The sequence below is a fragment of the Dactylosporangium sp. NPDC051485 genome, from assembly GCF_040682015.1.
GTDB lineage: Bacteria > Actinomycetota > Actinomycetes > Mycobacteriales > Micromonosporaceae > Dactylosporangium.
The window spans coordinates 1-11,630 of record NZ_JBFAZW010000088.1 but is presented as its reverse complement, the minus strand read 5'-3'; the positions used below and the strand labels follow the sequence as shown (position 1 = coordinate 11,630).

Here is an 11,630-nt window from a genome sequence, read left to right as displayed (position 1 = left end):
CGGAGATGAGGTGCCGTGGACGACGGTGGAGGCTGGCCCAAGGGGTTACGGGTCGGAGTCGGGCTCGCCGCGGGCGCGTTCCTGCTCGCGGTCGGCTTCGGCGCGTTCGCGGTGACGCACGGATGGCCGGCCTGGCTGACCATCACCACGTCCGCGGTCGTGTTCTCCGGCTCGGCCCAGTTCGCGCTGGTCACCGCGCTCGCCGGCGGAGGCGGCCTCGGCCCGGCGCTCACCAGCGCGGCGCTGATGAACCTGCGCTTCGTGCCGATGGCCGCGGCCACCGCCCGCTTCCTGCCCGGCGGCCCGCTGCAACGGGCCGCGCAGGGCCAGGCCGTCGTGGACGGTTCCTGGGTCGCCGCGCAGCGCCCCGGCGGCGGCCTCGACCGGCAGCTCATGTTCGGCGCGACCCTGGTGCAGTGGCCGGCCTGGATCCTCGGCACCGCCCTCGGCGCCCTCGTCGTGCCCGGCGGCGCGGCGCTGGAGGCCACCGGCCTCGACGTCATCTTCCCCGGCTTCTTCGGCCTGCTGCTCTTCGACTCCTTACGCGCGAGCCCGCGGCTGGCACCGGCGGGGCTGCTCGCCGCCGCGATCGCCGCCACCTGCCGGTTCCTGCCGTCGGGGATCGCGCTCACCCTGGCCGCGGCCGCCGCCACCTTCGCCCTGCGCCAGCCGGCCCGGATCAAGGAGCCCCAGCCGTGACCACGATGATCGTCGCGACGGTCGCCCTCGCCGTGCTCAACGCGCTCTACAAGGCGGTCGGCCCGGCCCTGCTCGGCGGCCGGGAGTTCCCGCCCCGGCTGCGGGCGGTGGCCGACGCGCTGCCCGTGGTGCTGCTCGCCGGCCTGCTCACCGTCGACGTGCTCGGCCCGGGCTGGCGGGACTTCGACTGGACGGTGCTGCCCGGGCTCGGCGTCGCCATCGCCCTGCGCGCGGTGGGACGCTCCCACCTGACGTGCATCGTGGCGGCGGTCGCCGGCACCGCCGGGCTGCGGCTGCTGCTGGACGCCCTCGGCTGAGGCGCCGGATCGGGGTGGCCGTCCGGGCGCAGTGCGGCCCGGACGGCTCGAAGGACCTCGTGCCGGTCGTCGTCAGGGAGACCGGCGCGACGTTGCCGGTCTCAGCGCAAGGTCACGTGTTCTCGCGCGGCAGGCCGGGCGGGTTGACCAGCGCCTGCGGGACGGCCTCGTTCGCCAGGCCCCAGCGCTTGAGCACCTCGGCGTAGCTGCCGTCCTTGATGACCGCGTTCAGGGCCGCCGCCACCGGCTCGACCAGGCCGCTGCCCTTCACCGTCATCGCGGCGATGCGCCCGTCGATGCTGGCGCCGGCGCCGGAGTACGTGCCCGCGATCCGGGTCTCGCCGGCGACCGCGACGTGGTAGGCGACCGTCGGGTTCGGGCCGAAGTGGGCGTCGGTGCGGCCGGAGCGCAGCGCGAGCTGGTAGTCGGAGGACTCGAAGTACGAGATGTTGACGGGCTTGCGGCCGGCCTTCTTGTTCTCCTCGTCCCAGGTCAGCAGGATCTTCTCCTGGTTGGTGCCGGACGCCACCGACACGTTGAGGCCCGCGATGTCGGCTGGGCCGGAGATCTTGGTGATCTTGCTATCCTTGCGGACCTCCCAGGCGAGCTGGTCGACGCGGTAGGTGGCGAAGTCGTACAGGTCCTTGCGCTCCTCGGTGACCGTGATGTTGGAGAAGCCGAGCTGGTACTTGCCGGAGCGGATCGACAGGAAGAGGTTCTCCCAGGACGTGCTCACCAGCACCAGCTTCAGGCCGAGCACGTCGGCGACCAGCTGGGCGACGTCGGGCTCCGAGCCGATGAGGGTGCGGTCGTCGGTGGCCAGGAACTCCAGCGGCGGCGCGCCGTCGGGGTTCACGCCGACGACGAGCTCGCCCTTGTCGCGGATCGCGGCCGGGACCTTGTTCGCGATGGCGTCGATCTTCTGGGCCCGGACGCGGTGCTGGTCCGGGCTCAGGTTGACCTGGAGCTGCCCGGCGGCGGAGGCACCGCCGGACGCGGGCGAGCCGGCGGCGATGTCACTCGGCGTGCCGCAGGCCGACAGGGACAGCAGGATGAGCGCGGCGGGCAGCACCCGCCGGAACGACGATGACATGGAAGTCCTCTCAGAGCACTTTGCTGAGGAAGGCGCGGGTGCGCTCGTGCTGCGGACGGTCGAGCACCACGGACGGCGGGCCTTGCTCGACAACCCGTCCGGCGTCCATGAACACGACGGTGTCGGCGACCTCGCGGGCGAAGCCGATCTCGTGGGTGACGACGATCATGGTGGTGCCGTTGCGGGCGAGGTCGCGCATGGTGTCGAGGACCTCGCCGACGAGCTCCGGGTCGAGGGCGGAGGTCGGCTCGTCGAAGAGCACGACCTTCGGGCGCAGGGCGAGGGCGCGGGCGATGGCGACGCGCTGCTGCTGGCCGCCGGAGAGCTGCCTGGGGTACGCCCGCGTCTTGTCCTGCAGCCCGACGCGCCGCAGCAGCGCCTCGGCCTCGGCGTGGGCCTCGGCGCGGGGCCGGCGCTGGGCGGAGATCGGCGCCTCGGCGACGTTCTCCAGGGCCGTGAGGTGCGGGAAGAGGTTGAAGTTCTGGAACACGAACCCGATCTGCGTGCGCTGCTTGAGGATCTGGCGTTCCTTGAGCTCGTGCAGCTTGTTCCCGGCGCGGCGGTAGCCCATCAGCTGCCCGTCGACGGTGACGTACCCGCGGTCGACGCGCTCGAGATGGTTGATGCTGCGCAGGAGCGTGGACTTGCCCGAGCCGGAGGGGCCGAGCACCACGGTCACCTCGCCCGGCCGGACCCGCAGGTCGATGCCGCGCAGCACGTGCAGCGCGCCGAAGCTCTTGTGCACGCCCCGCACCTCGACCATCGCCGCGCTCATCCGCGCCATCCGGCGACGGCGGCGCGCAGGCGCTGCAGGGGCGTCGGCGGCAGCACGCGGGCGCTGCCCTTGGCGAAGTACCGCTCCACGTAGAACTGCGCCGCCGACAGGATCGAGGTGATGATCATGTACCAGATGGTCGCCACGAGCAGCAGCGCGATGATCCGGCCGTTGCGGTTGTAGATGACCTGCACCTGGTAGAACAGCTCGGGCAGGGCCATGATGTACACCACCGAGGTCCCCTTGACCAGCCCGACGATCTCGTTGGCGGCGGTCGGCACGATGGTGCGCATCGCTTGCGGCAGCACGATCCGGCGCAGCTGCCGGCCGCGCGGCACGCCGAGCGCGGCGGCCGCCTCGAGCTGCCCCTGGTCGACGGAGAGCACGCCGGCCCGCACGATCTCGGCGGCGTAGGCGCCTTGGTGCAGCGCGAGGCCGAGGCTCGCGGCGGTCAGCGGCCCGATGAGATCCATGGTGGCGACCTGGACGAACGAGGGGCCGAAGGGCACGCCGAAGGACAGGTAGCGGTACAGGATCGCGAGGTTGTACCAGAACAGCAACTGCAGGATGAGCGGCACCGAGCGGAAGATCCACACGTATGTCCATGCGACCGAGGTCAGCAGCGGCACCCGGGACAGCCGCATGAGGGCGAGCACGGTGCCGATCGCGAAGCCGAGGACGATGCCGAGCGCGGTGAGCTTCAGCGTGAGCCAGACCGCGCGCAGGATGGTCTCGTAGAACAGGTACTCGCCCACGACCTTCCAGTCCCAGGCGGGGTTGGTGACGAGCGCGTGGCCGGCCATGGCCAGCAGCACGGCGACGACACCGGTGGCGATCCAGCGCCACGGGTAGCGGGCCGGCACGACCTTGAGCCGCTCCAGGTCGATGCCGTCCTCGAGCTCCTCCCGGACGGGCGGCGGGCCGACGCTCATCCGACGCCCGCCGTCAGGATCTTCTCGAACGCCAGGTCGTCCGGCGGCGGGTCGGCCAGGTCGAACAGGGCGCGGTAGCCGGCCCGCTGGTACAACCCGATCGCCTCCGGCTGGCGCGGGCCGGTGGTGAGGTAGACCCGGCGGTAGCCGCGCCGGGCCACCTCGCCCTCGAGCTCGGCCAGCACGGCGGAGGCCAGGCCGGTGCGGCGGTACGGCCGGTTCGTCCACATCCGCTTGAGCTCCGCGGTGGTGGCGTCGTAGCGGCGAAACGCCCCGCCGGCCACGGCCACGCCGCGGTCGAGCACGAGCAGGAACGCGCCGCCGGGCGCGGCGAACTCGGCCGCGGGGTGCCGGCGCATCTCCTCGTTCGGCCCGTAGCGGGCGTGGTACTCCTCGTCGAGCTCGCGCAGCAGCGGCTCGGCCAGCGGGTCGAGCGGCGAGCTGTAGTGGATGGCGAGGCCGCGGCCGGCCAGTGTGGTCATGATTCCCGCCGGTACCGAACTCGGACAATACGACAATGACGTTTGTGGATCACTGGACGTTTTTCACGATCATGCCGGCGCCGACGGTCCGGTTGGTCGTCTCGTCGATGACGATGAACCCGCCGGTGGTGCGGTTGCGGCGATATTCGTCGACCAGCAGTGGCGCCGTGGTCCGCAGCCGAACCCGGCCGATCTCATTCAGTGAGAGACCGGTTGCGGACTCGTCCCGGTGCAGGGTGTTCACGTCGAGGCGGTACTGCAGCCCGCGCACCTCCGTGCGCACGGATCGGGTCGTGTGCTTGATCGAGTACCGCGCGCCGACGGTGAGCGGCCGTGACTCCTCCATCCAGCAGACCATCGCCTCGACGTCCTGCACGACCGCGGGCGCGTTGTGCGGGCGGCAGATGAGGTCGCCCCGGCCCACCTCGACGTCGTCGGCGAGGCGGATGGTGACGGACATCGGCGGGTAGGCCTCGTCGAGCTCGCCGTCGGCGGTCTCCACGTGGGTGACGGTCGTCGTCAGCCCCGAGGGCAGCACCATGACCTCGTCGCCGGCCCGGATGACGCCGCCGGCGACCTGGCCCGCGTACCGGCCGGGCGCGATGACGTACTGCACCGGGAACCGGACGTCGACGAGGTTGCGGTCGGAGGCGATGTGCACGTGCTCCAGGTGGTGCAGCAGGGAGGGCCCCTCGTACCAGGGCATGTTCTCGCTGCGCGTCACGAGGTTGTCGCCGTGCAGGGCGGAGATCGGGATGACCGTCAGGTCGGGCGCCTCGAGCTTGGCGGCGAACGAGGTGAACTCGTCCGCGATGCGCTCGAAGACCTCCTGCGAGTAGTCGACCAGGTCCATCTTGTTCACGCAGAGCACCAGGTGCGGCACCCGCAGCAGCGAGCACAGGAACGCGTGCCGGCGGGACTGCTCGACCAGGCCCTTGCGCGCGTCCACCAGGATCAGCGCCACATCGGCGGTCGACGCCCCGGTGACCATGTTGCGGGTGTACTGGGTGTGGCCAGGGGTGTCGGCGATGATGAACTTGCGCCGCGGGGTGGCGAAGTAGCGGTACGCCACGTCGATGGTGATGCCCTGCTCCCGCTCGGCCCGCAGGCCGTCGGTGAGCAGCGCGAGGTTGGTGTATTCGTCGCCGCGCGAGCGCGACGTCGCCTCGACGGCCTCCAGCTGGTCCTCGAAGATGGCCTTCGAGTCGTACAGCAGCCGCCCGATCAGCGTCGACTTGCCGTCGTCGACCGACCCGGCGGTCGCGAACCGTAACAGATCCATGCTCAGAAGTACCCCTCGCGCTTGCGGTCCTCCATCGCCGCCTCGCTGACCTTGTCGTCGCCGCGCGTGGCGCCGCGCTCCGTGATCCGCGTCGCCGCGACCTCCTCGATCACCTTCTGGGTCGTGTCCGCGTCGCTGCGCACGGCGGCGGTGCAGGACGCGTCCCCGACCGTGCGGTAGCGCACCCGCTCCACGAACGGCGTCTCCCCGGCCTTGAGCGGCAGGAACTCGTTGATCGCATACAGCATCCCGCCGCGGTCCACGACCTCGCGGTCGTGGGCGTAGTAGATGCTGGGCAGGTCGATGTTCTCGCGGGCGATGTAGTGCCACACGTCCAGCTCGGTCCAGTTGGACAGCGGGAAGACCCGGATCGACTCGCCGGGGGCGATCCGCGCGTTGTACAGCGCCCACAGCTCGGGCCGCTGGTTGCGCGGGTCCCACTGGCCGAAGTCGTCGCGGAAGCTGAACACCCGTTCCTTCGCCCGCGCCTTCTCCTCGTCCCGCCGCGCCCCGCCGAAGAGCGAGTCGAAGCGGTACTTCTCCACGGCGTCCAGCAGCACCGGCGTCTGAATCCGGTTCCGCGTGCCGTCGGCGGCCTCCCGTACGGTGCCCGCGTCGATCGCCTCCTGCACGCTGGCCACGATCAGCTGCACGTTGAGCTCGTTCACCCGCCGGTCCCGGTACTCCAGCACCTCGGGGAAGTTGTGACCGGTGTCCACATGCATGACAGGGAACGGGATCCGGGTGGGCGCGAACGCCTTCTCGGCCAGCCGCAGCATCACGATCGAGTCCTTGCCGCCGGAGAACAGCAGCACCGGCCGCTCGAACTCGGCGACCACCTCGCGCATGATGAACAGGCTCTCCGCCTCGAGCGCGTCCAGATGCGAGACGCGGTAGGGCGGCCGGCTCATCACACCGCCGCCGCGGCGATGCGCTGCTCGTGCAGCCGCTCGTAGAAGGGCCGGTGGTACGCGACGAGCGCGGCCACCCGCTCGGCGTCGGCCGGGTCGATCGGGTGCTCGTTCGAGCCGGTGCTGAAGCCGCTGCTGCGCGACACGTCGCGGTGCCAGGCCTCGGTGCGGGCCCACTCCGGGCGCTCGCCGCGGTCCCAGGTCAGCGCCTCGGGCAGGAACGGCAGGCCGGTCAGCTCGCAGTAGCGCACGATCACGGCCGGCGGGTCGGCGACGAGCTCGTCGCCGTCGACGACGACCGCGGGGGCGCCGGCCGCCCGGACCGCGCTGAAGATCTCGTACACCCGCTCGAAGCCGATCTCGTCGCGCGTGACGTCGCGGTTCATGGCGTAGTGCGAGCCGACGACGGCGGCCGGCTCGCGGATCATGAACGTGTTGGTGAGCTCGGTGTGCAGCCGCGGATCGGCCAGCAGGGCGTCGTAGCGGTAGTCGGTGGTCTCCTTGACGAAGAGCCGCCGCCCGCCGGTGCTGGCCCGCTCCAGCAGCAGCTCGAAGAGCTCCTCGACGGAGGTGGCGGTGTGCTCGCCCAGCTCGAACCGGCCGGTGGCGGCCAGGTTGGAGAAGGGCTCGTGCACGACGTCGAGGTCGCCGCGCTCGATGATCATGCGGAGGAAGGCGGTGGAGCGGGAGCGTGGTACCGCCCACATGGCGATGATCTGGGGACGGGTCACTGCGACCACTCCGTCGGCCCGCGGTCCCAGCGGTGCCGGCGCAGCTCGTCCAGCAGCGCCGGGTCGAGCGGCGGGGCGTCGCTGGTGGCGATGTTGGACCGCACGTGCGACAGCGTCCGCATGCCGGGGATGACGGTGCTGACCTGCGGGTTGGCGAGGATGAAGCGCAGCGCGACCTCGGGCAGGGTCAGGTCCGGGGGCAGGACGGCCTGGAGGGCCTCGGCCCGGGCCACGCTGGCCGCGAGGTTCTCGGGCACGAAGTAGCTGTTGCGCCAGTCGCCCTCGGGCCAGGTGCTCTCCCGGGTGAGCGTGCCGGTGAGGGTGCCCTCGTCGAACGGGACCCGGGCGATGACCGCGATGTCGAGCTCGGCGCAGACGCTGAACAGCTTGTCCTCGGGGGCCTGGTCGAAGATGTTGTAGATGACCTGCACGGCGTCGATGAGGCCGGTGCCGAGGGTGTCGAGGACGTTCCACGGCTCCCAGCGGTTGACGCTGATCCCGATGCCCTCGACCAGCCCCTGGTCGCGCAGGTCGGCCACGACCCGCTGCCATTCGGGCTCGCGGACCCAGGCGTCCTCCCAGACGTGGAACTGGAGCAGGTCGATGCGCTCGACGCCGAGGTTGTCGAGGCTGCGGTCGACGTACTCGCGGATGTGCTCCTCGGGGAACACGTCGGCGATGCGCGAGTCGCGGGTGGAGGGCCAGTTGCGGTCCTTGGGCGGGATCTTCGTGGCGATCTTCAGCCCGCCCGGCCCCGGGGTCTCGGTGACGCCGGCGGCCAGGTCGCCGAGCAGCTTCTCGCTGTGGCCGCGGCCGTAGATCCAGGCGGTGTCGAAGAAGTTGCACCCGAGCCGGACGGACTCGAGCAGGGCCTCCTTGCCGGTGGTGTCGTCGGCGCCGGTCCAGCCGCCCTCGCCGCCGCCGATGCCCCACATGCCGTAGCCGATGTCGCTGACCGGCCAGCCGAGCCGGCCGAAGGTGCGGTACCGCATCGATGCTCCAATCGTGATCAGACGGCGACGGGCTCGCGCCAGCGGTTCCCGCCGGTGCCGAACCGGGTCTGTTGCAGCGCGCCGGACGCGGTGACGTCCACGGCGGTCGGGCGGGCGGTGCCGCGGTGCAGGGTGAGCGTGACGGTGGCCGAGGCGCGCTCCAGCAGCGCGTCGAGCGCGGCGCGGGCCGAGCGGGCCGCCGGGTCGGCATACCAGGCCTCGTAGACGGCGGCGCCGAGCGTGGCGCTGAGCTGGTCGTAGAGTGCGCGGGAGGGCTGGTCGAGGCTGGTCTGCAGCACCCGCTGCCAGGCCGCGCCGAGCACCTCCAGCGCCGGGGCCTCGTAGACCCCGCGGCAGACGGTGCCGATGATGCGCCGCTCGACCACGTCGCGCAGCCAGACGCCGTGGCGGGCGCCGAGCTCGCCGGCGCGCCGCACGATGGCGATCGGGTCGGGTCCGCTGCCGTCGATGTCGGTGATGCGTCCCGCGGTCACGGTCACGGTGGTCGTGGCGGGCTCGGCGGGGGCGTCGGCGGGCCACCTGCTCCAGCGGGGCCGCAGCGTGCTGGCGTCGACGGGGACCGCGAGGTCCTCCAGGCTGGCCGACTCGTGCGAGGCCCCGGCGAGCGAGGCGTCGGTGGACCAGTCTGCGCCGCTGCCCTCGTCCAGCGGCAGCCCGGCCGCCCGGACCGCCTCGAGCATCGCCTCGCGGCCCGGGAACCGGTGCAGCGCGTCGGGGTCGATCCAGGGTGCGTACACGTCCAGGCCGGGCGCGAACCGGGCGGTGTACCGGGCGAACCGGCGCTGGTCGTTGCCGCCGCCGACGCAGCCGTGGGCGAGGACCGTGTGCCCCTCGGCCTGCAGCCGCGGCGCCAGGTGTTCGACGAGCACGAGGCGGGCCGCGCCGGTGGTGTTCCAGTAGCCGCCGTCGTGGCGGGCCTGGTATCGCACCAGGTCGAGGGCGAGCGCCGCCATCGGGGCGCGCAGGTCGACGAGGGCGGCCGGCACCCCGCGGGCGCGCCAGGCGGCGACGGTGGCCTCCAGCTCGGCCGCCGGCGCCTGCCCGATGTCGGCCACCAGGTGATAGGCGTCAATGCCCCGCTCAGCCAGCCAAACGCCCAGGGCGGAGCTCGACAGCCCGCCCCCCTGCAGCACGCCGACTCGGCGTTCCGCGAGTGCTCCAACATACATGTTCGATATGATATATGCGAGACATGGAACGATGGCAATGCCATTTGCGAAGTGTCGGATTCTCGTTCGGGCGAATCGCCGCCGACGGCGATCCGACGAAAACCCGGCACCACTTGTTGACCCCCGACGACGCAAGGTAACGTCATTCGCCGTCCTCACTGGAGCCCGACGTTAACATTCATCGACGTCATACCCTCGGCTTTGTTAACGGACCAATTTCTCGGCAAATCGGCCCACGCTCTCCCCGTTCATCAATCCGTCATAACCCGAGGTCACAAGCCCAATTGTTGTCGCAACGCCGGCGCGACCGTGCCGGCGGCGATCCAGTGCGTCCGGAGCGGTGCCATGACGAGCAGCCCCACGACCGACCACCACCATCCAGCCGACCCCGACGCCGTCACGCACGGCGTGGGCGCGGTGCGGGACTTCCCCCGCACCAGGTCGGTGCTCGACCTCTTCGAGGCCGTCGTGCGACGCGCGCCGGACCGCCCCGCGGTCGAGCACGCCGCCGCCGGGCTGACCTTCGCCGAGCTCGACGCCGCCGCCGATGCGGTCGCCGCCGCCCTGCGCGGGCACGGCGTCGGCCCGGGCGACCTGGTGCCCATCCTGGTCGCCAACGACCTGCACTTCCCCGTCGCCGTGCTCGGCGCGATGAAGGCGGCCGCCGTGTACGTGCCGGTGGACCCGGACTGGCCGGCCACGCGGATCGAGGGCGCGCTGCGCCAGCTCGCCCCGGCCGTCGTGCTGGCCGTGCGCGCGACCGCCGACCGCGTGCCCCCCGCACCGGACGCCGGCGCCGCGCCGGTCGTCCTCGCCGTCGACGACCTGCCGGCCGCCCCGCTCCCGCTCGACGGACCCCGGCCCGGGCCCGAGGACCTCATCTACGGGTACTTCACCTCCGGCTCGACCGGCACCCCGAAGTGCACGCTCAACCGCCACCGCGGCCTGGTGAACCGGCTCAGCGCGATGTCCGGGCACTTCGGCGACGGCGCTTCGCAGGTCGTGCTGCAGAACAGCCGGCCGACCTTCGACTCCTCGATGTGGCAGGTGCTGTGGCCGCTCACCACCGGCGGCCGGGTCGTGATCCCCGACCGGCGCAACATCCTCGACCTCGAGGAGACCTGCCGGACCATCGGCCGGCACGGCATCACCATCACCGACTTCGTGCCCTCGGTCCTCAGCGCCCTCGTCACCCTGCTCGAGCTGCGCCCGGACCTCGTCGCCGCGCTGTCCGGCCTGCGCCGCATGCTCATCGGCGGCGAGGCGGCCAACGACCACGTCCTGCAACGGCTGCACGCCCTGCTGCCGGACCTGCGGGTGACGAACACCTACGGCCCGACCGAGTGCTCCATCGGCTCCGTGTTCCACGACATCGACCTCGACGGCGGCCCCGTGGAGGGCGGCGTGCCGCTGGGCACCCCGATCCCGAACACCGCCGCGCTCGTGCTCGACGACGACCTGCGCCCGCTGCCACCGGGCAAGGTCGGCGAGATCTTCATCGGCGGCGAGTGTGTCGGCGCCGGCTACCTCAACGACCCCGAGCGCACCGCCCTGGCCTTCGTGGACAACCCCTTTGCGGCGGTGCCGGGCCCGAAGCTGTACGGCACCGGCGACCTCGGCCACGTCGGCCCGGACGGCCTGCTGCGCTTCGACGGCCGCCGCGACGACCAGGTGAAGGTCGGCGGGGTCCGCATCGAGCTGGCCGAGATCGAGCGCGCGCTGCTGGAGGTGCCCGGGGTGCGCGACGCCGCCGTCGTGGCCACCGGCGAGGGCGCGGCCCGGTCCCTGGTCGCGTTCCTCACCGCCGGGCCGCCGGGCGAGGCGCAGACCGAGGCCGTCGTGGCCCACCTGCGCCGGCAGCTGCCCGCCGAGGTGGTGCCGCGACGGCTGGTCCGCCTCACCGAGCTGCCGCTGACGCCCAACGGCAAGCTCGACCGGCGCCGGCTCGAGCGCCTCGCCGCCGAGCGGATCGCCGAGGCGACCGCGGCGGCGGGCTTCGTCGCCCCCGCCTCCGGCACCGAGGAGCTCGTCGCCGGCGTGTGGCGCGAGGTGCTCCAGGTCGAGACCGTCTCCGTCGACGTCGCCTTCACCGAGTACGGCGGCACGTCACTGCTGGTCCACCGCATCGGCGCGCTGCTGGGCAGCCGCGCCGGCCGGCCGGTGGACGTGGGCGGAAGCCCACATGACAGCTACCGTTGTCGATCGCCTCGGGCTGCCGCGCCGCGG

General features: G+C 72.2%; 12 protein-coding genes. 3 read left to right on the top strand and 9 right to left on the bottom strand.

The annotated features are described in order from the left end of the window. Positions 1-15: 15 nt before the first annotated feature. A complete protein-coding gene (locus tag AB0M46_RS37230; RefSeq protein WP_363344063.1) occupies positions 16-699 on the top strand; it encodes an AzlC family ABC transporter permease in 684 nt (227 codons plus the stop codon). 5 nt (positions 700-704) lie between these two features. Further along, positions 705-1,016, top strand: a complete 312-nt coding sequence (locus tag AB0M46_RS37225) for an AzlD domain-containing protein (RefSeq protein ID WP_363344126.1) — start codon at positions 705-707, stop codon at positions 1,014-1,016. Positions 1,017-1,128: 112 nt separating this feature from the next. On the opposite strand, the gene AB0M46_RS37220 is transcribed toward AB0M46_RS37225, so the two are convergent. From AB0M46_RS37220 to AB0M46_RS37180, 9 genes are read right to left on the bottom strand one after another with little or no spacing between them, the layout of a single operon-like run. Further along, complete coding sequence (locus tag AB0M46_RS37220; protein ID WP_363344061.1) at positions 1,129-2,109, bottom strand: ABC transporter substrate-binding protein; 981 nt, start codon at positions 2,107-2,109, stop codon at positions 1,129-1,131. A gap of 10 nt (positions 2,110-2,119) precedes the next feature. Beyond that, positions 2,120-2,884 carry an amino acid ABC transporter ATP-binding protein gene (locus AB0M46_RS37215; RefSeq protein ID WP_363344059.1) on the bottom strand — a complete coding sequence of 255 codons (765 nt, stop codon included), beginning with the start codon at positions 2,882-2,884 and terminating at the stop codon, positions 2,120-2,122. Beyond that, on the bottom strand, positions 2,881-3,816 hold the full coding sequence (locus AB0M46_RS37210; protein WP_363344057.1) for an amino acid ABC transporter permease: 936 nt from the start codon (positions 3,814-3,816) through the stop codon (positions 2,881-2,883). The genes AB0M46_RS37215 and AB0M46_RS37210 overlap by 4 nt, the downstream gene beginning before the upstream one ends. Continuing rightward, positions 3,813-4,298, bottom strand: coding sequence for a GNAT family N-acetyltransferase (locus AB0M46_RS37205; protein ID WP_363344055.1), 486 nt, complete (start codon positions 4,296-4,298; stop codon positions 3,813-3,815). Before AB0M46_RS37205 ends, AB0M46_RS37210 begins: the two co-directional genes overlap by 4 nt. 49 nt (positions 4,299-4,347) lie before the next feature. Next, positions 4,348-5,580 carry a GTP-binding protein gene (locus AB0M46_RS37200; protein WP_363344053.1) on the bottom strand — a complete coding sequence of 411 codons (1,233 nt, stop codon included), beginning with the start codon at positions 5,578-5,580 and terminating at the stop codon, positions 4,348-4,350. A gap of 2 nt (positions 5,581-5,582) precedes the next feature. Next, positions 5,583-6,491: a sulfate adenylyltransferase subunit CysD gene (gene cysD, locus AB0M46_RS37195; protein ID WP_363344051.1), complete on the bottom strand. Its 909-nt coding sequence runs from the start codon at positions 6,489-6,491 to the stop codon at positions 5,583-5,585. After that, complete coding sequence (locus AB0M46_RS37190) at positions 6,491-7,222, bottom strand: hypothetical protein (RefSeq protein ID WP_363344049.1); 732 nt, start codon at positions 7,220-7,222, stop codon at positions 6,491-6,493. Before AB0M46_RS37190 ends, cysD begins: the two co-directional genes overlap by 1 nt. Continuing rightward, positions 7,219-8,214 carry an aldo/keto reductase gene (locus AB0M46_RS37185; protein WP_363344047.1) on the bottom strand — a complete coding sequence of 332 codons (996 nt, stop codon included), beginning with the start codon at positions 8,212-8,214 and terminating at the stop codon, positions 7,219-7,221. Before AB0M46_RS37185 ends, AB0M46_RS37190 begins: the two co-directional genes overlap by 4 nt. A gap of 17 nt (positions 8,215-8,231) precedes the next feature. Continuing rightward, entirely contained in the window at positions 8,232-9,404 is a 1,173-nt protein-coding gene (locus AB0M46_RS37180; RefSeq protein ID WP_363344045.1) for an argininosuccinate synthase domain-containing protein, read from the bottom strand. Between the two features lie 345 nt (positions 9,405-9,749). Between AB0M46_RS37180 and AB0M46_RS37175 the strand changes: the two genes are divergently transcribed. Next, positions 9,750-11,630: amino acid adenylation domain-containing protein (locus AB0M46_RS37175; protein WP_363344043.1), on the top strand; the 1,881-nt coding region annotated here is incomplete at its 3' end.